Raw genomic sequence first — 26,973 nt, forward strand, 5'->3', positions numbered from 1 at the left:
ACGTTATATCTAATAATCCCATTTTGATGCCTTAAATCCTGCCTTACCTCCAAGTGCAAAGAAGCGAATCTCCGTACTATCCTTGCTTGGAAAGATACGGCTTGTAAATACCTCTGCTCCATCGTTGACAAAGATCTCAACAGAAGAAGAATCCACAAAGATATGGAACTTCAGCACGTCTGCATTCAATGCGCAGCGCCGTACATTCCCGTTCTGATCCGCGAGCGTGGCGCCTGACTGCGAGCGATCCAGGGTTACTTTCTGTGCCAACCGATCATACTGCAACACGGTTTTCTCCTCTAAACTCGCCCGCAATTCAATGCCTACAACCTCTGCGTCAAAATCACGGATCTCACATTCCAATTCATAAGCCAATCCAGCAAAGTCTGCGAAAGATCGAGTCTCATGATTCATTGTGAATTCCATATGATTCCCCTCAGAATCCCCACGCAGCTTCACCATTTCAGAGACTGGCTGCTGAATTAACTTACCCTCCCGGAGTGACAACTGCCGCGGAATCGTCAGGCAATGTGCCCATCCACTCTTATCTGTCGGATACTCCAAATCGGGAAGTCCCATCCAGCCCACCAAAATTCGTCTTCCATCCGACGCCTGCATCGTCTGTGGGGCATAAAAGTCGAATCCCCGATCCATCTCATGAAATGAACCATGTTCGAATTGCCTTGTCTGAAGATCCAGTGGTTCGCCAATCAGATAGCCCGACTGAAAAATATTCTGATACTCATCTTCATGACTCTCTATTCCTTGTGGCGAAAAGATCAGTACACCTTGACCCTGCATCTCCAGATAATCGGGGCACTCCCACATGTAGCCAAAGTTAGGTAGCCCAGTATGAATCTCACCAAGAAACGTCCAGTTTTTGAGATCTGACGAGCGATATAATACCGTGCATCCCGTTTCATCTACACGCTGTGCTCCAATCACACAATAATACGTGTCACCCTGCTGCCAAACCTTGGGGTCTCTGAAATGTTCCGTGTAGCCAGAAGGTACTTCTGTGATCACAGGTTGATGCACTTTGGTTATTGAACCGCTTTCATCCATAATCGCCAGACACTGATACGGATGTCTGATCCAGTCCTCATCTCTTGTATTGCCCGTGTATAGCAGATGGAGTTGGCCATCTTTTTCAATAGCACTGCCCGAATATGCCCCGTGTGAATCATATGTGTCGCCCGGCTGGATTCCGATTCCGACTTCTTCCCAATGCACCAGATCCGTTGAACGGGTATGGTACCAATACTTCATTCCATGCTCGGTGCCGAGCGGGAACCACTGATAGAACAGATGATAATATCCCTGGTAATAGGAGAATCCGTTAGGATCATTAAGCAGTCCGGTTATCGGCTGGATATGGTAATGCTGTCTCCATGGACAAGCAGAGATCAAAGCTTCCAGCTTGCCTATTTCTCCAGGCTCTGCCTGCTCGATTCGTCTGTAGCGTTGCTCTCTAGTCATTTTCATAAAAAGTGTTCTCCATCCTAGCTAAAAGTAAAACCCAAATCAGAGGAACCGGTTCCAACAAACTCAAAAAAATAATTCCATATGGCTTTTCGCCTGCCACCGTGTTCCCATATCCGTAGTGGACATCTGGTGTGGAACCGGTTCGATGGAATTATCATAAAGGATTCATTTATATCTTGTCAACGCTTTCTCGTGGAATAATCTCCACATCAAGGATCGTGCACTGCTCCACTGGCTCGCCTTTTACCAGACGAATAATGTGCTGGGCCGCCACTTGACCTGCCTCAAAATAATGATATTTTACTGTCGTTAGTGTAGGATGAATCATCTCGGTAATTTCATAACCGCCAAATCCGGTAACCGATAATTCCTGAGGAATTTGTATCTTATTGGAAAAAGCAATCTTCATCACACCCAGTGCGATGTTATCTGTTGCGCCCACAATAATGGTCGGTTTGCTTTCTTTCAAAATCGCTTCTGCGGTAATGATCGCCTCGGACATTTTGAAGCTTGTCTCATAATACGTCACATCACATCCGCCACATTCGTCGATCGCACGCTTGAACCCCTGTTTGCGATGGATACCCACCGCCTGATCTCTCTCGGTAACGCCAATATAGACAATTTTCCGGTGGCCCTTTTCCACAACATGCTTACCCATCTCATACCCTGCCTGATCATCATTATGAACCAGACTGTGCAGTTGTTCATGCTGCTGTCCTACCAATAGCACCGGAATTCCGATGTCTTCAACAGCTTTCAGATGTGCATCCGTCACTTCTGCGGCAAGCAGAATAATACCGGATACCTTCTGTCTGGCAAAGTCATATATGGCGTCGATCTCGCGCTGCATATCCTGGCTCGTATTCGCGATCAGCATCTGGTACTGATTATTTCTTAATTCTTCATCGATACCGATCAATGTCTGAGAGGTTGCAAAGGAATCCAGACGAGGAACAACCGTTCCAATAATACTGGTTTTTTTGGCCTTGAGACTCTGTGCAAACGTATTGGGTACGTAATTGTATTGTTTAATAATGCGCTCAATTTTTTCCCGTGTATCGTCGCTAACAGAACCACCATTCAGGAAACGAGAGACTGTGCTCTTCGCCACGCCTGCCATTTGGGCGATATCCGAAATCGTTTTATTCATAACTTCTCCTCTTATTCTCATTCGCTTGAATTCACTTATATTACCTTATATTATACTTCGAATGGCAAACCCTTGCGAATACTATTCCCATGAAGTCATTAGTAAATCTCACAGAACACTGGAAGCACATGGATAATGCGTCACGGTAAAGCGTTATTGATGCATGGCATTAATTCAGCTTCTTGCAGACAAGGAACATGAGATGCTAGTATAACTTCAATTCATAACGTGCATCATGAAATACAGAACAGAACATCATTATTCATACAGGCTATGACGGAAAGAGTACGCGGAGTTATCGTTCATTACAGGGACGCGGTGCCAAAGACTGAGAGCACCCGAAAGGAACACGCCGCCGAAGTTCACTCCCGAGCCGATTGCTGAAGAGCTGCTCCTCTTGGATATAGCTTCTAGGACAATCCGTTCCTTGCGTTAAAAGGTCAAAGTGAGAAACAGATCAGCTGTATTCAATCAGCAGACCGTTTCTAATTAGGGTGGTACCACGGCTTCTTCGTCCCTTACGGATGAAGGGCCTTTTTGTGTTTTTTCATAAATCTAAATTGAAGGAGTAGATCAGTATGGATCAAAGCAAGAACTTGGAACAATTAAGAGGCCGATTGAGTGAAATTAATCATAACCTCCTGCACTTGTTGTCAGAACGTGCCCAAATTACACAGGAAATTGGTCAAATCAAGGAAAAACAAGGTGTACCCAAGTTTGATCCGGTTCGCGAAAAAGAAATGCTGGAGGAACTAACTGCCGCTAATCCGGGGCCTTTCCAAGACGATGCCATCAAACTTCTGTTCAAACAGATTTTCCAGGCTTCCCTGAACCTTCAGGTTGACGAACACAAGAAACAGCTGCTCGTTAGCCGCAAAAATCAGCAAGAAGATACTGTCGTTTCCATCGGAAACGTCAAGGTTGGCGCAGGCAAACCCATTATGATTGCTGGCCCATGCTCGGTTGAAAGTTATGAGCAGGTACGCGAGGTCGCAGCAGCACTGAAAGAAGCCGGCATTACCGTGATGCGCGGAGGAGCATTTAAACCTCGTACTTCCCCATATGACTTCCAGGGACTTGGAATCGAAGGATTGAAAATTCTGAAGGAAGTTGCCGACGAGTTCGGATTGAAGACCATTAGTGAGATTGTGCATCCAAGTCATATTGAACTGGCTGGCCAGTATATTGATGTCATCCAGATTGGTGCCCGTAACATGCAAAACTTTGAACTGCTCAAGGCTGCCGGGGATGTTAAGATTCCTATTCTGCTGAAACGTGGTTTGGCGGCAACCATTGATGAATTCGTTCATGCTGCGGAGTACGTTGTCTCCCGGGGAAACAAACAGGTTATGCTGATTGAACGCGGCATTCGCACCTATGAAAAAGCAACACGAAACACACTAGACATCTCTGCTGTACCGATTCTGAAACAAGAAACCCATTTGCCTGTGCTTGTGGATGTCACCCACTCTACCGGGCGTAAAGATATCCTTGCCCCATGTGCCAAGGCAGCTCTTGCAGCAGGTGCAGATGGTGTTATGGTTGAGGTTCATCCAAATCCGGCGGTAGCCCTCTCGGATAGCGCACAGCAATTAAACATTGAGCAGTTCCATCAGTTCCTCTCCTCTGTGAGACAATCTGGATTGCTTAAGGATCAATAGGTTAATTAACAATAAAAGCCTGACTGAAATGTGTGGTTCATACGAAAAACGGTATGATCCTACATTTCTCAGGCTTTTGAACATCATAATCTTAATTTTAATTCTCATCTTAATCGCTATACATCGACTCTGCTCCACTTACTCAAACCTCAATAATAATGGGCAGGATCATCGGTCTTCGCTTCGTCTGAGCGTAGATGTAATGACCGATCTCGTCTTTCAGCTTTCTTTTGATCACATTCCACTGATTCGCTCCGCTTCCGGTTAACTCATCCATCTTGTTCTGAACCAGCTCATGAATCTCTTTCATGAATTCTTCGGCATCCTTCACAAACACAAAACCTCTGGAAATAATCTCAGGTGCTGTCACCATATGTTTCTCTGTTTTGCTCAACGTAGTGACAATCACCAGCATTCCATCAGATGACAGCTGCCGTCGATCACGCAGCACGATATTCCCGACATCGCCCATGATCAGACCGTCGACCAGACTGTTGCCTGAAGCAATTTTGGGACCAGGAGAAGCCACGCCGTCTTTGTACTGAATCATATCCCCATTGTTCACGATGAATACGTGATCCCGTTCGATCCCTACGGACTCCGCCAATTGTCTATGCTGATACAGCATGCGGAACTCACCGTGAACTGGAATCAGGTAATCAGGCTTCATCAGGGTCAGCATCAGTTTGAGTTCTTCCTGGCTGCCGTGTCCTGATACATGCATACCTGCTGCGCCACTTGAACCGTAAATGACACGTGCTCCGAGCACATACAGATTATCTATGACATGCGCAAGATTGCGTTCGTTCCCCGGGATCGCCCCAGCTGCAATAATAACGGTATCTCCAGGTGCGATTTTCACATGAGGATGTTTGGAGGCGGCCAAACGGGATAAAGCAGCCATCGTTTCACCCTGACTTCCCGTACAGAGCACAACGACCTCATCAGGTGGAAACTGGTCCGAATCAATGGCCTCAATGAGCAGCCCCTCAGGTACATCCAGATATCCCAGTTCACTGGCTACGGACACTACATTAATCATGCTTCTGCCCAGCAGAGCCAGCTTGCGCCCCGTCTCGAATGCTGCATTTACAATTTGTTGAACCCTGCTTACGTTGGACGCAAAGGTTGAAATAAACACTTTTTGTTTGGAACGAATAAACGCGTCCAATATATGGTCACCTACAACACGCTCTGAAGGGGTGAACCCGGGTCTCTCTGCATTGGTGCTCTCGGACAACAGCACATGTACACCTTGTTTGCCAATCTCGGCCATACGATGCAGATCGGGATACGGCCCATTTACAGGTGACATATCAAACTTGAAATCCCCGGTATGGACGACATTTCCCCCAGGTGTCTGAAAAAAAATACCCAAGCAATCCGGTATGCTGTGACTCGTCGCAAAAAATGAAACCTGAATTCCACCCAGCGTAATGCTGGATTTGGAATCAACCGTATGCAGATCTGCTTTGCGCAGCAGCCCATGTTCTTTCAGTTTTAGTTCAATTAATCCTCGTGTCAGTCTGGATGCATACACCGGGATATTGATTTGTTTTAACAGATAAGGAATGCCGCCAATGTGGTCTTCATGTCCATGAGTAACCACAAGCGCCCTTACCTTGTCCTGATTTTCCAGCAGATACGTCACATCCGGAATGATGAGATCAATGCCCGGCAGGGTTTCATCCGGGAATTTGGAGCCACAGTCGATGACAATGATGTCCTGATTATATTGGATAAGATACATGTTCTTGCCTATTTCATTCAAACCGCCAAGTGCCGCAATGTACAATTTGTTGTGGGCGAGATTCAAATCGGATGCATCCTCCTCTGCGTTGCAGTAATAGCATTGATACTTTGCATTTTTCTATGTATTTTTAGTATGGAAATTCTGACCGCAGTTATGCATTTCTGAGCTGTTTCCATGCAAAAAAGCCACAGCGGAGAACTTCTCCACTGTGGCCAGCATCATCCTATACGAAAGATTTATCTCGTTGAAGCAAAACTTCCTGCTCATAGGTTTTGATCTCAGCGATCCACTGTTCACGTACAGGTACCTTCTGCTGGGCGCAATAATAATCCCAGATCGCGCCGAAAGGATAGGACTTAAACTCTTCTGTCAAAGCCAGGCGAAGGGTGTAATCCCCTTGCAGCTCGGCTGATTTCAGAGCATCCACAGGTTCCAACATCGCACGCAGCAGTGCTTTAATCGTGTTGCGTGTGCCAACTACCCACGCAGCAACCCGGTTGATGCTTCCATCAAAGAAATCGAGTCCGATATGTGTCGTTGGAAGCAGATCATGACGTACCAATTCGCGGGCAATTTCCAGCAACTCATCATCCATAATGACAACATGGTCACTGTCCCAACGCATTGGACGGCTGACATGCAGAAGAATGCCATTGGTAAACAGGGCCAGTGAAGATAGTTTGTTGGATATGACTTCCGTTGGATGAAAATGTCCGGCATCGAGGCAGATTAACGTATCATTTTGCAGTCCATATCCCATATAGAATTCATGAGAACCAACGACATACGCTTCGGAACCGAGGCCAAACAGCTTACTCTCGACCGCATCCAGATGATACTTCGGATCAAGCTTCTCGGCAAACACTTCATCAAGTGAATCTTTCAACCGCTTCCGCGGTGTCATCCGATCAACCGGATTATCCTTGAACCCGTCTGGTACCCACACATTGGTTACACAGGTCTGACCCAGCTGCTCACCAAAGTATGCGCCAATGCGGCGGGATGCTTTGCAATGATCAATCCAGAACTTGCGAATCTCCGGATCGGAATGACTTAGCGTGAAGCCGTCACTTGATTTTTCATGTGAAAAGCAGGTTGGATTAAAATCCAGACCGAGCCCCTGTTCTTTGGCCCATTTCACCCAGTTCTCATAATGCTTCGGCTCAATTCGATCCAGCTCCACTTGTTCGTCCGTATCCGCATAGATGGCATGCAAATTGACCTTATGTTTGCCGGGTATCATCGAGAAGGCTTGCTCCAGATCTGCCCGAAGCTCTGCAGGTGTCGTTGCAGCCCCCGGATATTGACCTGTAACGGATATTCCGCCCGTAAGTTCACCGTCTTTATTCAGAAAACCTTTCACATCGTCCCCTTGCCAACAGTGTACAGACACTTTGATCTCCGCGAGTTTCTTCAGCACTTCATCCGTATCAATTCCATGCTGGGCATATAATGATTTGGCTGCTTCATATGCTTGCTTGACCTGATTTTCCATGTGCGAGAACCCTCCTTATTATCGTGTAAATGCTGCTGGAACACCGCCATCAATCGTCATCATGCAACCTGTTGTTTTTTCCGATTTGGAAGAGGCAAAAAAGGCGATGCCTTCCGCAATATCTCTCGGATAAATATTGACGAGCAAAGTTGTACGTTTACGATAGTACTCTTCCAGTTGGTCCGGTTCGATACCATAGGCTGCTGCACGTTCATTTCTCCATGAGCCGTTCCAGATCGCTGAACCTTGCAGGATGGCATCGGGGAGAATCGTATTTACACGAATGCCGTATTCCCCACCTTCAGCCGCAATGCAGCGGGCCAAATGAGCCTCGAGTGCTTTGGCTGAGCTGTAAGCTGAGGCGCTTTTTCCTGCATAGACTGAGTTTTTGGATCCGATAAATACCATACTACCGCCAATCCCCTGCTGTTTCATCAACTTGAAGGCTTCACGCGCCACGAGGAAGTACCCCGTACCCAGCACGTTCATGTTCAAGTTCCACTCCTTCAACGATGTTTCGTCAAATGGACTGGAGGTAGCCAGGCCTGCATTGTTCACGATAATATCCACGCCGCCATATTGTACGGCAACTTCCGCATACGCAGATTGCACAGCTTCCTCATCCGTTACATCCATCTTCAATGCATATGCGCGATTAGCACCATATTGATCGTTAATTTCCTGAGCTACCTTCTGAGCCCCTTCAAGGTTAAGGTCCGCAAGAACGACATGTGCCCCTTCGGATACTAATCTGCGTGCAGTTTCACTTCCAATTCCACCGGCACCCCCAGTAATAAACGCCACTTTGCGGGAAAACTCAGTCTCCGCCGGAGCCAGAGATAATTTGTAAAGCTCAAGTGGCCAGTACTCCACATTATAGGATTCATTGGCGCTGAGGGATACGAATTGGCCCAGACTTGTCGCACCGCGCATCACGGCAATGGCTCTATGATACAATGCACCGCTTACCTGGGATAGTGCCCAGCTCTTGCCTGTGTTGATCATGCCCACACCTGGGATAAGAATGACGCGAGGTGCGGCTTCAAACATTACGTCGCCATCATTTTTGTTGCTCTCAAAATATTGTTGATATTGTTCTTTGTAGGCGGCCACGCCTTCCACCAGCTTGGATTTCAGCCCTTCAATATCCTCCGCGTCCGGTGTCCAATCGATGAATAGAGGTACCACTTTGGTATGCACCAAATGATCCGGGCACGCCGCACCTACCTGTGACAACTTCGGCGAATCGACTCCACCAACAAAGGCAAGCACATCCTCCTGATCGTCAAAGGACAAAATCATTTTTTTGCTATCGGATACCGCTCCCCGAATGGTTGGCATTACTTTGGATACGATCTGGCGACGAACTTCTGCCTCAAGCGCAGGATGCTTCTCTCCGCCAAACAGGCTTCCTTCGTCAACACGTGCTTCAATGAAAGCTTCCGCTTCATTAATAATTTTGATCGTCTGCGCGTAACATTCTTCTGATGTTTCTCCCCAAGTCACCAGTCCGTGCTTCTCCATCAAAACCAGTTCGGCATTCGGATTCGAGAATACGCTTTCAGCAATCATCTTGGATAGTGTGAATCCGGGACGCACATAAGGAACCCAAACAAATCGATCCCCGTAAATCTCTTTCGCCAGTTCTTTTCCGTTATCTGCACAACACAGACTAATAATCGCATCCGGATGGGTATGGTCCACATGTTTATATGGAAGGAATGCATGCAGCAACGTCTCAATGGATGCACGCGGGTGTTTGGAATCGATCATGCAATGACCCAGGTATTCGACCATCTCTTCATCCGACATGGATTCACGTTCGATTAATGGACGAATATCTTCGAGTCCAAGGCCTGTAAAATGTTTCGCCTGCATGGAAGCCAGGTCAGATCCACTGCCTTTTACATACATCACTTCTATATCACGGCCGCGAAAATCTTTCACCGTCGTTTTGGTAGACGTGTTGCCTCCGAAAATGTTACATACACGACGATCTGACCCAATCAAATTGGATCGGTAGACCAGTTGCTCCAGTCCGGTTGTTTTCTCCGAAGCCTGTGATGAATTCCATAAACTCTGTACCATTTGTTCCCCTCCGATAATGTTTGTTTTATTCCTAATCAGAGTTTATCATCTTTGTTTTGTTTTGAAAACAAAAGATTTTAAATATAAACGGAAAAATTCAAAAGAGTTCTGTTTTAATGATTTTTCTTTCAATAAAAAACACCCTGACGTGTTGGTCAGAGTGTTTGGAAGAGATTTTTGGGTCAGAATAAGCTTAATATCGCTAGTTGATTGGATGAATCTTTTTCGAAAAGCTAGACCCTATATATCCTAGTAGATCCCTGCTTTTTTTGAAGTGTTTTTAATTCCATAAGTATCGTTAACCACTGTGTTTCCAAAGGATGTCAAACTTCCGTTAGGACCCGTAGCCAAGTCCAAATAGTTCAAATCAGAGCTGTTGCCATACCAGGACCATGCGAGCCAGCCTACCCCTTTTTCCTGACCATATTTCATGATCGCATATTCATCGACGTCCCCATTCGTGTGGTATCCACCGAACTCACCGATGATCAGGGCCAGACCTTTGTTCAATACGCTTTCCATGTTGGATTTAACGGTTGCCGCATCTTTACCGGCATATTCATACATGTGAATCGAGAATACGGTGTTTTTCTGCGAATCGGCTGCAAATACACTTTGTCCATAATCCACGATGGATTGCGGGTACTGCCCCCAGCCCGCTGCATCCACGATCAATGTATTGTTAATACCGGCATTTCTCAGCTTCAGAATTGCTTTTTTGTATCCGTCAGCCCAGGCACTACCATTCCATGTTCCATACCATTCGTTCGCGATATTTACGATAACTCTGTCTTCTTTACCAATGAGTGCTTCCTTGATGCTAATCCAGTAATTCACTGCTGCATCCAACGAATTATAGTCATCCTTACCTGTTGCATCATGTACTTCAAGCACCGCAATCATTTTGTTTGCGCTTACAACATTAATGATGTTCTTAACAGAGTTCAGATCGTCTTTCGTGTACTGCACGCCATTGGAGAGCACAATCCGTACGGTGTTGGCACCTGTTTTGGCAATCGCAGGAATCGCCGTGTTCAGGTCGTTCTTAAACCATGAATGTCCATGATTGACACCTCTCATAACAAATGCCTTGCCAGTGGAATCGTACAATTTGCCTCCGTTTACATAAAATCCTGTAGCAGCAGACGCTTTGGGGGCAGCACTCCCCAGAATCACCAACATAAGTGCAGCAATTACGGTAAAGACTGTACACTTTTGCAACTTGACCATTCGTTAGAACCTCCTACATTTTTTGTTTATTTCAATTAACCCTGCTCAAGGCAATAAGTTAACTAAAATCAAAAGTAAATCATAATTTTGTAAAGTTATTATTATAAATAAATAACTTTATGTAATACACATAATTTAATTTTATTTACTTAATCGTTAAGGTTATGGACATATAATAAAATGAAAACGCTTACTGGTCAAGTTATTTTTACCATGATAAGGAATTTATTTTGTTCAAAACAAAGAGAGCACCTCGTTCACCCCTAAAAGAAGTGAATAGGTACTCTCTGTTTCATATGCATGGTCAATGGATATCATCTACGCCGGGCAAAGTCCACAAATCTGAACTTGTCCGGGCGATGCCTTGCCTCTGTGAACTGGAATTGACTGGCATCCTCCAGGTAAACCTGGCTCCTAACCACAACTACATTGTGGAACCCTTCGAGATCAAGCAATTCCCTATCCTCAGCGGTAGGCTCCTCCACCAAAATTTCCTTTTGGCAAAAGAGATGGTCAGCCCGAGCTCCTCCTCAATGTACTCAAAGATGGAGTCATTACATATTTCCTTGCTCAAACCAGGGATAAGCTTCTGGCTTATATGGTCCTTATCCAGAATGACATGTTCGCCATCCACTTTCCGTACACGTCTGATCTCCCAGACCTTTTCATTCAGACCAAAATTGATTTTCTTGAACAAGGCTTGATCAACCTTTTTTTCTTCAAAAACTTTAACGTACGTTTTGGCCCGATGTCCCATTTTTTTAGCCAGTTCCTTGAAGCTAACGAGGCCTGAAATAGGAAAATCAATTTTACGTATATCCAGCACAATGGAGCCCTTACCTTGAATTTTCTGAATATAACCTTCTTCAGACAGCATTTTCAGCGCTTTGCGAATCGTCTCTCTAGACGTTTGATAACTTTCCGATAAATCAAGTTCCGAGGGAAGCAACGTACCTGCTTCAATTTCTCCAGTCCGAATACGAGCTGCAATATCTTCATAGATTCGGATAAATTTATTATTCATCATTCATCACCACTGTCCATTACCCTTTTTTATCATATTGGCAACCTATTATAACATTAAAAGTCGAATAACGGATAATGTGGTTGCTGAGGAGGATGAAATGATGAATTAACATTTAATTCAATCTATATCGTTCACTTCCGATTTTGAAGTCTTAGTCTTAGCGTCTATACTCGGTCCATCGTCCCCCACAATTTGGTTTTCTTCAATAATACGGATCAGTTTGTTCAGTCGGAAGATCAGGGCTGCCGCCTCGGATCTGCTCAGATGCTGCATGGGACGGAAACTGCCGTCTTCGTACCCGGTAAGCATGTACATTCCAGCAAGCTCTTCAACCTCTTCTTTGGCCCAATCGGACACATCCATCTGATCCGTAAAGGCACGACGTGAAGTTGCGGGTTCCGGCTTAATTTTGCGAATAACATTCGCAATGATCTTTGATGCCTGTTCCCGGGTTACCAGCGCATAAGGAGCAAATTTGCCATTCCCCATGCCATGTACCATACCACGACTTACGGCTGCTTCGATCTCAGGAGCAAACCAATCCTGATCGTTCACATCCCGAAAAGCATTCTGATATTCGGCAGATGTGTCTACACCCATTAATCGCACAATAAGTGCTGTGAATTCAGCTCTTGTAATGGGACGACGGGGTTCGAAGCGGGTTTCACTCACACCTTGAATGATGTTTTGCTCTGCCAGCCATATAATCTGATCTTTATTGAATGTTTGACCAATATCAATGAACTTGATCTCTTTCTTGGCTTTTTCTTCTACTTTGTCACTTTGCTCAGGCTGGGATACTCCGGACTGAACATCCTCCGGTTTGGAGGATGTTACAGGTGAACCAGCTCCACTTCCGCTTGGAGGTGGATATGGCATAGTCACAGCCGTGGCCTGTTGGCTTTCACTTTTTTCCCCGGCTGAATTTTCAGTCCACAATATGACATCATAACGCTGCCCGCCCGTTAGTCCTGTCCAGATGTAGCTTCGTTCCTTTCCGCGATAAATCTCCCGTCCACTACTGGAAAGTACGATCGTTTCATTTAAAGATTCCAACTTCCAACTCAACGCAATGCTGCTTGTGCTCTGAGAGATCGCTGAAATAGTGAATTCTTCTGATGGCAATGTCTCGAACTCAGGTACATTAACTGTCTCTCCGTCTCCCGCCTCATTAAAAGGCACAATAGAAAAGTCAGAATAGTGCTGGGCACTTTTCAATTCAGTTACATGTATCGACGTTTCCATTGTTGTCGCAATCAACTCGTCTTTCTGATAGATGCGATAGCCTGCTGCTCCAGGAATCATATCCCATACAATATCTGCACCATGCTGAGTACGTTCTTCCACTTGAGGTGAAGAAGGAATTTTGCCTGGTAGTGTTACTGCTGTTAGATTGAAGCCAACCTCGCTCTTACCCGAAGCATTTACGGTTTTGATGGTAAACACATAACTCACACCTGGCTCAAGCCCATGGGCTTCGTAATAAGGCTCGTCAACAGACACTCGGCCGATCTCCGCACCGTCACGTTCAATGATGAATTGTTCGGCCCCCTTGACATGGCTCTTTTCGAATTGAAGTTGTATGCTATCCTGTGTCGAACGATATTCCACTTCCTTGGGAGCTTCCGGTTTGGTCAACAACGTATACTCAAACTTATATGATGTATCCCCTTGCTCGTTCTCGGTATACAGTTCGATGGAGTAGTTCGTTCCACCCTGCAGTTCCTTTACGACATATTCTTTTTGTTTGCCTTTATACAGCTCGATACCATCCATTAGAACCACAAACGTTTCGTTTAAATAAGAGAAATCCCACTCCAGTCTGGCATGATCCGTCTCCGGATATAACTTCATCTCAATAGAATCGACATGAGGCAACGTGAAAAATGGAGCAACGAACATTGGAATTCCATTACCCGCTGTATTATAAGGAATGATCTGTACTTGATCATATCGAGCTGCGCTGGTAAGACCATTAAGGGTAACCTCAGTCAAATCATTCTCTGTAATGGTTGTGAATTCATCTTCCGCTATCATTACAATGTAACCCTCTGCCCCTTGAACCTTTTCCCACTTAATCACTGCCTTCGTCTCTTCAATCACATCTGGATGCAAAGTTTCCGTAATTGTTGCAGGAAACGTGCGTAATTGAACATCAAATCCCGCATCGCTATCGCCGGAAGCATTCGAAGTCTTAACCGTATAGGTGTATCTCTCCCCCGGCGTCAGGTCATTGTCTTCATAAGAATTACTGTCAGCCGGAATACGATCAATTTCAATACCATCTCGCAAAATGATCAGTTGTTCTGCGCCTCGTGTGGCGCTGCCACTCAGATCCAGCTTTGCGGATTGATCGGTTACGGCAGCAATACTTGCTGTTTGTGGGGATATGGGTTTGGTCATTAAAATAACCTGAACAGGAGAAGAACGGTGACCATCCTCATTCATAACAATAAGTTCAAACGCATACGTTGTGCCATCCAATAAACTGACAAGATGTACCGATGGTTCGGACACAGTCTGAACTTGCCCCGTTGTCTGATTGCGAATTTCATATGCGGTTGCTCCCTGTACTGCTTCCCACGCCAGATCAAACGTGTGCGTTCCCTTGATCACTGTAATCCCATCTGGTGATAGTGGCAGAGTTTGAGTTGTTATTCCATAGACAAGGGAAGCACCCGAACCACTTTCATTAACCGCCCGGATCGTATATGTATATTTCGTGCCTGGCGACAAATTCTCATCTACGAATCGGGTTTCACTCGCATCCACACGAGCAATCTCTCGCCCATTTCGTTCAATGATGTATTCGTCTGCACCCTTTACCCCTGTTTTGGTAAAATCCAGACTAAGACTGTTTTCCGACACTTCCGATGCCTTAATCTCAACTGGTTTTTCAGGCAATGTCAGTATGGATATACCCGTCGCTTCGGATGGGGTCCCTTGTCTGTTCACTGCAACAAGTGTGTAATGATGCATCGTTCCATCCTCAAGTCCTGAAATAAGGTTCGTTAGCTCTGTTCCACGATAAATTTCTTTGTTCCCCTGTTGAATTACATACTCTGATGCACCGGCTACAGCCGCCCATGACAAGTTGGCATTATGTACCCCTGGTTCAACTACAATTTCTGAAGGCGATGCTGGTTTGGATAATCGAATCAAGCTGGCAGACTTACCGATTCCAGATGTGTTCACGGCCTGTACTTCCACTAAATACTCCATGCCTGGCAACAATTCTTCAGCCCTATAGGCAAGTCCCGAAGTCCGACCCACTTCCGTCCCATTGATACTAACAATATAGGATTCGGCTGTATTTACAGATTCCCATTCTACTCCAATACTTGTTTCATCCGTACGTGTTACTTTGAGCCCTTCAGGTCTGGTTGGCAAAGTAAGCAGTTTACCACTTGTGGGTGCACCGTAACCGGCAGCATTTCCGGCCTCCACCTGATACGTATAGTGGCGGCTGCCTGATAACTGATGGACTTCAATCTGTGTATCTGAAATCTCATAACTCTGCCCCTCAAGAACGATCCGGTACTTCGTCGCTCCGGGGACTGCATCCCATCTAAGTGTTGCTCCTGTTTCAGTCGGCTGAACAAAGTGAAGACCTGAAGGACTCTCGGGAAGCGTCGTTCCAGATACTCGATTGGATTGACCTTGTCCACTTCCATTGCCTGCCTGAACGTCCACCTGAACCAACGTTCCCGCAGTTAATCCCGTTAGCAGATATTCATGGGTTCCAGCAAGCAGCGTCTCCCGCTTCTCCCCATTCACAAAGACTTCGTATCGCTCCGCGCCTCTTACAGGATCCCAACTGAGATGCATGCTCGTTGTTGTAGCATTATCTATACTCAAGCTTTCAATGGCCCCCGGCAATGTCAGCAGCTTCTGCAAACTTGTTACTGGACCTTCTCCTGTCTCGTTTGCGGCCAGCAATTCATAGCTATACTCTGTTCCACTATCCAGACCTGCGTCCACATACTCCGTTTCCAATCCTTCGTAGACTCCAGCTCCACTGCGTGAAAGGCTGTAATACGTAGCTGAAGTTACCGTCTCCCATCCCAGAGAGATCTCATGCTCCCGAATCTGCACTGCCGCAAATTCACCAGGTGCTGCAGGCAATGTCAGGAATCCCACCCTGCTGCTTTCTCCCGCGCCACTCTCATTCAGTGCTGTGACCGAAATCGTATGAATGCTCCCCGGGACCAGATTGGTCATATACGGAATATTGGAAGAATCGGAGATCATCTGGTCAAAAACAATACTTCCATCCGAAGTTGCTGCCGTGATACGGTACGCAGTAGCACCTTGAACCGAATCGAAATGCACTTCTGCCAGTTCAGGCTGGGAATCGACTTTTCGAACTTGTAATGATCCCGGGGCCGCGGGGATTGTCAGTGCACGGACAGATACTGCATCACTTATACCAGTATGGTTTCGAACTCTCACTTCGTAATCATAGACTTGCCCACCACTCAGGGAATGATCAATGAGCGTATGTTTAGGATAATCTAGTGTCCACGACTGGCCCGTCGTTTGGTTTATAATTTCATACTGATACCCGTCGGTATACCATTCTCCTGTCGGCAAATCCCATGTAAGTTCTGCTGAGGTCTCACTGATCTGTGTAACGCTCGCATTTCCCGGCTGCTGTGGCTTGTGCTGGATCTGATAAGGTGCTGATACGGTCTCATATGTATTCCCTGCCACATCCATTGTTTTGGCATGGATATACCAAATGCCTTCGGATTCAATTGAAATTACAGACTCATTCGAGCGGGCTTCATTCCAGTTGTCTGGCGATACGGTACTGCTCGTCACACTATACAATCGTGAAATCTCATTGATACCTGAATCATGATCTTCATATTGAACGGTAGCAGATATACTAGTGTCACTCCAGCCCTGTCCATTCGGTGTAAATGTAATCGTTGGAGCAACCTGATCGACATAAGCCGTACGACTGATTTCCATGCTAACATTTCCGACAGCGTCTCTCGCTCTGGCTCGAATTACGTTGGGACCGTTTGAACTCACTGCTCCTGAGTTTCCTGCAATATATGGGGCGCCGTTCAAACTATATTCATACGAAATGGCATGTTCGTCTATGCTGCCAGCAATCGTAAATTGCACTGCTTCCTTGCTCCAGCCAGACTGACTTAATGTAATAACCGGTTCTGTTGGAGCGGTCTTATCCAATCGAATGATTGCTTTCGCAACAGTACTTACATTCCCTACCTGGTCAAGCGAGCGCGCATATACTGTGGTTTGTCCTTCTTTGGTAACCTTCACTTCTCCAGTGTAATCGATCCAGGGGCCTTGTTCGTTTAAACGATATTGGCTTTTGGCAAGTCCACTGCCTGTATCTTCACCGCTGGTTATTTCAAAGGATACATCCTGATTCGTCCATTCATCATCACTGAGTGTAACCTTTGGCTCATCAGGCCCTGTCTTGTCGATCCGGGCATTGGCTGAGGTTGATGCACTGACATTAGAGGCCCGATCCACACTTCGCGCCTGAATCTCGGTTGTTCCTTCCGTATTGATGGTAAATGGCTCTCGATAATCGACCCAAGTTCCTTCACCTCCAAGTCTATATTGCGTAAGATCCACTCCACTTGCTTCATCCATACCTGCCGTTAACGTTACCGTTACTGCCGAATGGGTCCACTCCGTCGGATTTAACGAGATGACGGGAGGTGTCGGAGCTGTACGGTCCACTCGCGCTGTAACCGAAGCCTCCTGTCCTGTATTGCCAAATGCATCTATGCTGCGTGCAATAATGAGTGTATTTCCTTCAGAATTAACCGTAATGGGAGCAGTGTATTCCTTCCATTCTCCCCCAATCCCCAGCTTGTACTCCGTCTTCTGTACACCACTTAAGGCATCCGAGCCTGCTGTAATCGTAACCAGGACATCTTCCTTGGTCCAAGAAGAAGGATCCGCTGCTATAGAGGGAGCGGTGGGACCGGTCGTGTCCTTTGTGATCTGACCTGCAGAGGTAAATGCAGTCTGTATGCCTTCTCCATTCACTGCTGCTACATATACGTTATATAATCCGTCAGCAAGTCCAGTTAACGCAAGTTCAGTACGAGTTGATGAAGTTGTACCCGATGCAAGCACTTGTCCGACGGAGTTACGTATTTCCGTTTTGTAATTCGTTCCCGCAGGATTGCCATTATTGTTCCAACTAGCCGTAACGGAGTTACCTGACTGGCTCACAGCAGCATCGCTTGGTGCATTTGCTAGTGTAAATTTACTAGTTGAACTTGAATATCCCGTATACGAACCGACTGTATTTTTGGCGCGTACAGCAAAAGAATATTGAGTATTCGGTGTAAGGCCGGTCACTTGCCGACTATTTGTTGTACCCGTATCAAACGTTTGATTCGTCGTTACATTTTTCAGTTCATACGTCACGGAAGCATCATTCGCCTTTTTGTCCCAGTTGACCGTCAGATTATTATTGTTGACTGATGTAAATGACGGTGTTCCCGGAACAACGAAACTTTTCACCGTAAAGTTGACAGTGCCCGCTGAGGAGACTCCTCCCTTGTCATCCATAACCCACACTTGCAACGTATGTGCACCATCTGAGAGTGTATCCGGCAATGTGTAATTCGTATTAAATGACTGATTGGAACCTGTAGCCGTCATCTGTGTCAGAATGTTTTCAGAGCCTCCGTCGATCGACCATTTGACAGTCAGAAGATCTCCCACATCCGTATCCCGGGTTGTACCGGAAATTTGGAGCTGTTCCCCTTTGTAATAGGTTTGACCCGAAGACGGAGCCGATAGTGAAAATGAAGGCGGTGCATTTTTGGGACCAATCCCCACAATCGTCGAAAATTTGCGTGAAGCCTGGTTCGCGGTTGCTTTGCCGTTCCACCAGAACTGCGCAGCGGTATCCGTTGCGGTAACGGTCTGCCCTGGCGTAAAGGAAGACGGAGAGGAACCACCTGTCAGCTGTGCATTGTCTGGGCTATTGTACTGCCCCATGAAAATGCGATCTGCGTCCACAACGTTATACGTGTTGGCATAAAAAGCGGTTACCTGAACACCTCCACTGTAATTGCGCCAGCCGTTCTCAATCACTTCAAACGGAGAAGCATCGTTGCCGTTCACCATCGTATCCCAATAGAACGTACCTCCCAGATTCAGCGTAGAGCCGCTGCGATTAACAGCCTCCAGCTCCACCTTCATATAACCGCCCTGAGATGTGGCATTAACGATAGACACGCGCAAAATATACTCAACGTTGTCTTTCTGCCTGGACATTTCGATTACATTATTATTGATTCGATAATAATTAAGGGGTAGTGACTTAAAATTAACGGGCGTTCCATTATGATCAATAATGGTGGATACATTCCCGGTATCGCCACCGTAGAATACGTTTGTATTTGGAAGCAGCACAATTCTATATTTGCCATCACTATTCATCTCCACTTTCACCTTGGAGGATTGAACAGCCTTCATGCTGGAAGTATCGGATACAATACTGATGGTTTCCACAGCTTCAGCCATAACGGCCGTTGAACCCCATTCGACCAACAAGGCTTGGGGTGACAACAGGGCAAATGCCAGCACCACTTTGGTAAGCTGCTCGGCCTGTTTTTTAATACGTTTCTCAGATTTCTTCAACGTCTGCTCTCCTTTTCTACACACCAAAAAAAGGAGGCACCCCAACAAAGGAACAAAGTCCTCTGTTGGGGTGCCTCCCCTAACAAGTGTCATTTTTTCTTGATTATAACGATTCAAATAACGAAAGTAAATACTTAAGAATGCTGAATATTGTCAATTTACGATTGATTGATTATAACGAATGGCTGAGAAACCATTTGTACAATTCCGGGTTGTCATACGTTTCGGTCCAAGCATCATGATCGCCTTCAGGGTATATCGTCAGCTTCACATCCGCGTTCAACGCTTCAAGCGCATGAACAATCTTCTCGGATTCCGTCACATAAACGACATCATCCTTGGCCCCATGAAACGCCCAGATCGGTATATTACGCAATTCTTCCGCTTTGGAAGGGTCAGCTCCCCCACACACAGGTGCCAATGCAGCAAATGTATTGGGGTAAAACAGTGGCAGATCCCAAGCACCATACCCGCCCATACTCAGACCTGTAAGATACACCCGGTTCGGGTCAGCAGCTTCGTTTTCCAAAACATGTTCCAGAAGGGCCATAACAGCTTCGCGATGCATACCCCAAAATTCGTCCACCGGACATTGCGGTGAAATCACGATAAATGGGAAACTCTTGTCCTGACCAGCAATAAGCGGAACTCCGTTTGCTTTAAGCATTTCCAGATCATTACCGCGTTCTCCAGCACCATGAAGAAATAAAATGACAGGCCATTTCTGGTCCGCAGCAAGCGGTTCCGCCGTCTCGGGAATGTGCAGCAAATAGTCCAAAGTGACGGTTTTGGTGATTTCCTTTACCATTCGATGCCCGGTTTGGGACATATGCTCGCCTCACTTCTCATCTCTAATTTTCAACAACGCCTCGTCCAATACTCCGACCACCTTGTCACACCATGCATCAAATTCGGGATCTTCGGTCTGCAATTCAGGATGTGCAAGAATATATTCTATGGTATTGCGGATTCCTTGATCGGCCCTGATCGTTGCCACAAATTCCGGAACAAGCCTTTTTAATTTACTGTTATCAAATACAACTGTATTCGCCTTGTCTCCCAGCAGACCGCCTCGAAGATCCTGATCACTGCACGCCGCCAAAAACTCGGAAGATACATGAACCGCATGAAGTTTGACACCAAGCACTCCTGCGATAATCTCATAGATCTGATTCCAGGTTACTGACTCGTCCGAGGTAATATGTACCGATTCACCAATGGCATGAATGTTGCCCATAAGGCCAATAAATCCTTTGGCAAAATCACGGTTATGCGTTATGGTCCAGAGAGATGTGCCATCTCCATGAATAAGTACGGGTTTATTTTCACGTATGCGCTTGAGGACCTGCCAGCTTCCCTCTGCCCCATGCACACCAAGAGGTACAGAACGTTCATTATACGTATGGCTTGGACGCACAATGGTCACCGGAAATCCTTCTTCACGATACTGTTTCATCAAATAGTCTTCACATGCAATTTTGTTGCGCGAATATTCCCAATACGGATTGGATAATGGCGTACCTTCCGTGATCCGATAATCAGCAAGTGGTGTCTGGTAGGCAGATGCCGAACTGATAAATATAAACTGCTTCGTTTTGTCCTTAAACAAACGGTAATCTCTCTCCAGCTGAGACGGTACAAATGCGATAAAGTCTGCGACAACATCGAACTCCAGGTCGGCAATCAGCTCCGCAACTCTTGCTTCATCGTGAATGTCGGCTTGCAGCACTTTGATTTGCGCAGGCAAATTATCATTTTGATTTCCCCGGTTGATCAAATACAGTTCATAGCCTTGCTTAGCAAGCTGATCGGTAATTGCTGTGCTGATGGTACCTGTTCCTCCAATAAATAGCGCTTTCATATTTGGCCACCTCCAGATGAAATTGATCACTAGTCCATGATATCATGCACACAAAAGAGGAGCAAAGATTCAATTGAAGAATCTTTGCTCCTGTCCATTATATGACCTTAATTGTTCCGTAAATCATGTACATACCGCAGTGCAGTTCATATTCACCAGGTTGGACATCCTTGTCTACAGTGTAATAGTTGTTTCCTTTTTGCATGTAAAGATCCATGCCCAGTTTGTCAGCCGCTACCGATTTAACATGCGTAACCTTACGAGTAAGGATAAAGTTAATTTTGGTTGGAACCCCGGCTTTAACTTCAATAACATTAGGCTCAAAGCCGTCGTTACTTACATTAACATCAATAACTTCATATCCCTTCAAGTCCTCCGGCGTCTCGGCTTTGGCCGTTACAGCACTTCCTGAACCTGGGGACATGTCCTTGCCCATAAAATACACCATAAAAGATCCAAGCAGCACAACTACAGTAATTCCCAGCGTAAGCCAAGGCCAGGTTTTGCTAATCCAGCTTTTCATCTCAACGCTCCTCTGTCTATGTTCCCATTCAATTGCAACTCTTCTTCAGCATACCCCATCCGGTTAAAATTGAAAATGACTCGAATGGGCCATATCGACGAGACGCCACTTAGTCCAATAAATATATTCATCAAAAAAGAGCCTGAATCACTCAGGCTCTTTCAGCTATAGTTATTGTCTTTATAGTTCTATCTATTCGCCAATCAGGAATATATAGGTGTATTTCGACTTCGCCTCATCCGTAACTTATAAATCTCTGGCAACGCTACACCAATGAGCACTACAATAACCCCGATCCATTGCAATGGGCTCACATGCTCGTGAAGAACAATGGATGAGAGCAGCACCGCGATTGGAAGCTCAACTGCACCAAGAATTCCGGCCATGTCTCCACCAATATGAGGCACACCTACTGCGAACAGTACTGGTGGGATAAAAGCTCCGAAGAAGCCAAGCAACAATCCGAAGACAAGCAGTTGACTCCAAATCAATCCGTTAAATAGGAATGTCGGTGGGAACAGGATGCACAGCAAGATCAGACCCCCAGTAACCATCCAGGCACTGCGAAACGCTGGATGTGCTGATGGAACCGCTTTACCACTGAACATTACAAACAGGGAGTAACTTACAGCCGCCATCAAGCCAAGCGCTATGCCCAAGCCGTTAAACTCTCCGAGTCCCTGTTCCAGAAAACCAGCTGCCAGCAATGTGCCGCCAAACAGGATAATCAAAGTCAGGAATGTTACCTTGTCAGGACGCTGACGTTTGCTCACAGCCTGGATCAATACACTAATCCAAGTGAATTGGAACAAAAGAATAATAGCCAGTGACGCGGGGATATACCGCAAAGACTGATAATAGACAAGACCGGTAATGACCGTTGGCGTCCCTGCAGCCATCAATAGCAGACGCTGCTTCCACGTTAATTTCTGAAGAGCTTTTGCCACGGCTGCTGATGGTTTTCCATCTGCCTGTGACTTCCGTTTCATTCTAAACTTCGAGTATAATGCCAGCATCCAGGACAGGATGAAGCCCGTGATCAGCTGTGTGCCCACGACCTCTCCAAGTTTGTACCCTTCGCCGTAAGCCAGAACCACAATTGTGGATAATATGCCATAGCTCATCGCTCCTGCGAGAACGGACAGATAATATTTCATTGTAGATAAACCTCCTGATGATCGAAAAATGCGTCTGCATGTTTGATCCATGCCAAGGTCACAGACACCATCCAAATGCAAAAATCCTAACTACGAGCAAGGAATACAATGATTCCCTGGCATCGTAGTTAGGAAGTATAGGCTTCCCGTAGAGACCCTCGCCCTGTGTACACTTTCGGCCTGCGAGGTTATACGAAATGAAATATGCACTTGTTGTTTGCGATTCGTGTGTGACGACTTTTCATATATTACATGGGAGGTGAGGTGGTGTCAACCCTGATTCACAATTTAAATTTTTTTAATTCAAATTCAAAGTAAACAACATGCGTTATTGCGTCATTTTACAGATGAAGAATCCCATGTTAACGTTTGCTGCAACCCTTCTTTGAGACCATTTAAATCCAATCCGTCCACTGCAAAGGCTTCTCGGATCAAAGGAGGAGCCACAAATTCGTCATATTTACCAAGATAAGGCGCTTCATCTTCTGAAAGCAACGCAGATGCGTCTTCTGCTGCTCGACACTCACTCATGATCTCGGCCAAAAGTGTGCGGCCATCCACTTTGCCTGACACGACAAAATAATAAGGCTCCATAGGTACAACAGATCGCAAGGCGAGCTTGTCAGACAAATTGTGCTTCATCAAACGTTCCAGTGTGCGGAAAGATTTGCTTCCCACCCAAGGTAATACATACAAGGAATCTCCTCCAGCTGGAATGACAACCTGCTTCAGTAAACCACTTTCACGTGCAAGTCGACGGGCGCGTTCCAATCGATTTACCGCTTGCGGGGACAGATAGGGATATATCACCGTGTCTGATAGTACTTCACGCATTTTCTGGACAACCGACGTATGAATGTCCCCACCCGCACCCAGCCACAACGTATCCACTTTGCCTTTGGCCGCCTTCACATACACAGATTTATGCTTATGATCGACCTCTTCCACTTTCCACAGTTTCCCGGCAAGAGAGAAACAGTATCCAGGTGGCGGCACGGTTGTAATCGACCCGATCTCCTCGGAACCGTTCAGCACTTTGTGCTCTTCATCATCTTTGAACACCGCGTAAAAGCGATAGTTATTCACGGTTTTCTCACCTGTAAGCCCAATGATTAACGTCCGATCTTCTGTCCACTGCAGATGATCGGTCTCAATCAGATAATTCAGAAAAAGCTGATATTGATCTACACGAATCTGCGCGAATGGTGCGAGCGAAAGTATAGCCTCCGCCAGTTCTTTGGGTTCAGCCTCCCCCATGCTTTTCAGCATGCTCATCGTCTGATGATAGAGCACACCCATCGGCATCTTACGGGCCTCAAGCGGTTCAACCCACTTGGTCTTTACATACAATTCAATAACAGCAATAGCCCGCATGAGTGTCCATGGCATTCGAGCAGGCAATTGAGCTTCCTCATCCTCTTCTTCCGGACATACAAAAAGCATCTCGGAAGCCATATCCTCACGCCTGCCTGACCGTCCAAGGCGCTGAACAAAACTCGATGCACTATAAGGTGCTCCAAGCTGTACAACCCGCTCCAGTTCACCCAGGTCAATGCCCAGTTCCAACGTTACGGTAGCCGCAGCTACTGCTGGCCCTGATCCGGTTCGTAAGGCGGCTTCGGTCTCTTCTCTCAACATCGCGGATATGCTCCCATGATGAACATGGAATACGTCCCGCTCCTGTCTCCGTGCGGCGACACGCCGCATCTCAAGTATAGTGACTTCGGCATCCGTCCGGCTATTGGTGAATATTAAAGCCTTTTTGCGATGTGTACTCTCATAGATGAAGTCGTAATAGACCTTACGTGCGTTATGCAAATGTTCCGCCTGTTCTTCATCCCGTGCATCCGGAAACGAAAAATGCTCCACCCGCAGACGCAGCTTGCGGCCACCGGGGGAAGAAACCACATCCACCCCCTGGTTAGTTCCAGCAGCGAGCCAGGCTGTAGCAGCATCATAATCACTTAGTGTCGCAGATAATCCCACTCTTCTCGGTTTACATCCAGCCATACGTTCAATTCGCGCCAACTCACTCAGTACCTGAATGCCGCGATCCGCTCCCATGAATGCATGAACCTCGTCAATAATGATATACCGCAGATCATGAAATAACGCCGGAATGGCATTGGGACGATTCATCAATAGACCTTCGAGCGATTCAGGCGTAATTTGAAGCACACCGGATGGACTTCGCATGAGACGTGTTTTCTCTGCCTGAGGCACATCTCCATGCCAGTGCCATACCGGAATATTGCCCTCGGACAGCAAGTCCTTTAGTCGCTCGAATTGGTCGTTAATGAGTGCCTTAAGCGGCCCGATGTACAAGATTCCCACGGATTTGGAGGGCCGTTCATGCAGCTCGGTCAGTGCAGGAAAAAAAGCCGCCTCCGTCTTACCGGATGCTGTGCCTGCCGCAATCAGCATATGATGCGGGGTATGAAAGCAAATGTTGCAAGCTTCAATCTGGGCAGGCCGAAGCGATTCCCATCTTTTTTTATAAATAAATTCCTGTACAAAAGGTGCCAGTCGATAGAAAGGGTTCTCACTCATAATTCAAACTCCGCTAGAAAATCATCCAGATCATCAGTAGATGATGAGTTCGTTCCTTTTCCTGTTTCCTCCGGTTTGACTGCTCGCTCACCAAGCAATTGAGCATAGGTCACTTCAGGATTCTGATGGAGTGTATGCAGCACATCCATGAAGTCCCGTACCACTTCACGTGTGGTCAGTAACTCATCCGCGCCGAGCCGATTGACCGCTGTTTGCATAAAATCAACTAAATCCTCATCCGTTAGACTTGCACTATACCCAAAATGCAGGGCATGAATCTGACGCAGCTTCTGCAACAGAATCAAAATCTCTTCATGGGATAACATCGAAAGTTTCAGGATCGGTCCGGTATAATTCGCGTATTCTCTTGCTGCATACCGCCCATCGATGAGTCTGGAGCGAAGTGCTTCATAACTGAATAGTCCGCGTCTTTCATCCTCCACAAATTGTGGTGTACCGCCCACAAAAATGCCGAGGTGTTCTGCTTTACCCTGCATCGTATCATTGAACATGGTAAGCAGTTTCTCGTAGTTGCTTTGCCGGGATATGCTGTTTGTGATTTTATACAGATTCACCGCTTCATCTATGAACAACAGCAGTCCTTTGTAACCGATCCGCGCTGTAAATTCGGACCATAATTTGAAGTAGTCATACCAGTTATCATCGTCAATGATGACGCCGACAGCCAGCTCTTTCTTGGCTTCCGTCTTGGTTGCGAATTCCCCTCTCAACCAGCGCAGAGCCGCTTGTTTGCGGTCATCATCCGCCAATTTATAGCCGTTCCAGTACGAAGCTAGCACCTTGGCAAAATCGAATCCATGCACCAAATTCTGCATTTCGTTTGTCACTGCATAGATCTGCTTTTCGACTTCAGCAGGAAGGGCCGGATCATCCGGGCGCAAGCCCTGACTTTGCATCGCTTGCTGCTGAAGACCAGCGATCCATTTCTGCAAAATCGGTTCCAGTGCCCCGCCATCCGGTCGTGTACGAGTAGACAGACGAGTCATCAGCTCACGATATGTTGCGAGCCCTTGACCTTTGGTTCCCACCAGTCTGCGCTCAGGTGACAAGTCGGCGTCCGCCACAACGAATTCCCGATCCATCGCATAGTTCCGAATCATCTGCAACAGAAAACTTTTCCCACTCCCATACCTTCCTGTAATCAGCTTAAACGCTGCCCCGCCTTCTGCAATATTGTCCATATCTCGCAAAATCGCGTCCACTTCAGACTTCCGACCAACAGCAATCTGCTCCAGTCCGATTCGTGGCACAACGCCTGCGGTCAACGAATTCACTAGTGCGGTAGTCAGCCGCTTCGGTATTTTAAGTTCTGCCACTTCCCA

The 26,973-nt window shown here is 46.4% G+C and carries 14 protein-coding genes and 1 pseudogene; 1 reads left to right on the top strand and 14 read right to left on the bottom strand.

Going from position 1 to position 26,973, the window contains the following annotated elements; all coding sequences use genetic code 11:
* Positions 1-9 precede the first annotated feature (9 nt).
* A complete protein-coding gene (locus ACR1R9_RS13845; protein ID WP_433923390.1) occupies positions 10-1,485 on the bottom strand; it encodes a glycoside hydrolase family 32 protein in 1,476 nt (491 codons plus the stop codon).
* A gap of 169 nt (positions 1,486-1,654) precedes the next feature.
* Positions 1,655-2,638: a LacI family DNA-binding transcriptional regulator gene (locus ACR1R9_RS13850; RefSeq protein ID WP_099854535.1), complete on the bottom strand. Its 984-nt coding sequence runs from the start codon at positions 2,636-2,638 to the stop codon at positions 1,655-1,657.
* Between the two features lie 578 nt (positions 2,639-3,216).
* On the opposite strand from ACR1R9_RS13850, the gene ACR1R9_RS13855 reads away from it, so the two are divergent.
* Complete coding sequence (locus ACR1R9_RS13855) at positions 3,217-4,299, top strand: bifunctional 3-deoxy-7-phosphoheptulonate synthase/chorismate mutase (RefSeq protein ID WP_076291089.1); 1,083 nt, start codon at positions 3,217-3,219, stop codon at positions 4,297-4,299.
* Positions 4,300-4,441: 142 nt separating this feature from the next.
* Here ACR1R9_RS13855 and ACR1R9_RS13860 read toward each other — a convergent pair whose 3' ends face one another.
* From ACR1R9_RS13860 to ACR1R9_RS13915, 12 genes and pseudogenes are all read right to left on the bottom strand, one after another.
* On the bottom strand, positions 4,442-6,115 hold the full coding sequence (locus tag ACR1R9_RS13860) for a ribonuclease J (RefSeq protein WP_433923389.1): 1,674 nt from the start codon (positions 6,113-6,115) through the stop codon (positions 4,442-4,444).
* A gap of 160 nt (positions 6,116-6,275) precedes the next feature.
* Positions 6,276-7,547 carry an L-rhamnose isomerase gene (rhaA, locus tag ACR1R9_RS13865; protein ID WP_326064424.1) on the bottom strand — a complete coding sequence of 424 codons (1,272 nt, stop codon included), beginning with the start codon at positions 7,545-7,547 and terminating at the stop codon, positions 6,276-6,278.
* 18 nt (positions 7,548-7,565) lie between these two features.
* On the bottom strand, positions 7,566-9,635 hold the full coding sequence (locus ACR1R9_RS13870) for a bifunctional aldolase/short-chain dehydrogenase (protein ID WP_175382638.1): 2,070 nt from the start codon (positions 9,633-9,635) through the stop codon (positions 7,566-7,568).
* A gap of 249 nt (positions 9,636-9,884) precedes the next feature.
* Positions 9,885-10,817, bottom strand: a complete 933-nt coding sequence (locus ACR1R9_RS13875) for a glycoside hydrolase family 5 protein (protein WP_433923715.1) — start codon at positions 10,815-10,817, stop codon at positions 9,885-9,887.
* 362 nt (positions 10,818-11,179) lie between these two features.
* Positions 11,180-11,889, bottom strand: a pseudogene (treR, locus tag ACR1R9_RS13880) (trehalose operon repressor).
* 120 nt (positions 11,890-12,009) lie between these two features.
* Entirely contained in the window at positions 12,010-19,539 is a 7,530-nt protein-coding gene (locus ACR1R9_RS13885) for a fibronectin type III domain-containing protein (RefSeq protein WP_433923388.1), read from the bottom strand.
* A 172-nt stretch (positions 19,540-19,711) separates the two neighbouring features.
* On the bottom strand, positions 19,712-20,347 hold the full coding sequence (locus ACR1R9_RS13890) for a prolyl oligopeptidase family serine peptidase (RefSeq protein ID WP_326101785.1): 636 nt from the start codon (positions 20,345-20,347) through the stop codon (positions 19,712-19,714).
* A gap of 30 nt (positions 20,348-20,377) precedes the next feature.
* On the bottom strand, positions 20,378-21,400 hold the full coding sequence (locus tag ACR1R9_RS13895; RefSeq protein ID WP_433923387.1) for an SDR family oxidoreductase: 1,023 nt from the start codon (positions 21,398-21,400) through the stop codon (positions 20,378-20,380).
* 97 nt (positions 21,401-21,497) lie between these two features.
* Complete coding sequence (locus ACR1R9_RS13900) at positions 21,498-21,923, bottom strand: cupredoxin domain-containing protein (RefSeq protein WP_076291080.1); 426 nt, start codon at positions 21,921-21,923, stop codon at positions 21,498-21,500.
* 203 nt (positions 21,924-22,126) lie between these two features.
* Complete coding sequence (locus ACR1R9_RS13905; protein WP_076291079.1) at positions 22,127-23,080, bottom strand: EamA family transporter; 954 nt, start codon at positions 23,078-23,080, stop codon at positions 22,127-22,129.
* 336 nt (positions 23,081-23,416) lie between these two features.
* Entirely contained in the window at positions 23,417-25,630 is a 2,214-nt protein-coding gene (locus tag ACR1R9_RS13910; RefSeq protein ID WP_433923386.1) for a DEAD/DEAH box helicase, read from the bottom strand.
* Positions 25,627-26,967, bottom strand: a complete 1,341-nt coding sequence (locus tag ACR1R9_RS13915) for an ATP-binding protein (protein WP_310852813.1) — start codon at positions 26,965-26,967, stop codon at positions 25,627-25,629. Before ACR1R9_RS13915 ends, ACR1R9_RS13910 begins: the two co-directional genes overlap by 4 nt.
* Positions 26,968-26,973 lie beyond the last annotated feature (6 nt).

The organism is Paenibacillus taichungensis, from assembly GCF_050994985.1.
Taxonomy (GTDB): domain Bacteria; phylum Bacillota; class Bacilli; order Paenibacillales; family Paenibacillaceae; genus Paenibacillus; species Paenibacillus taichungensis.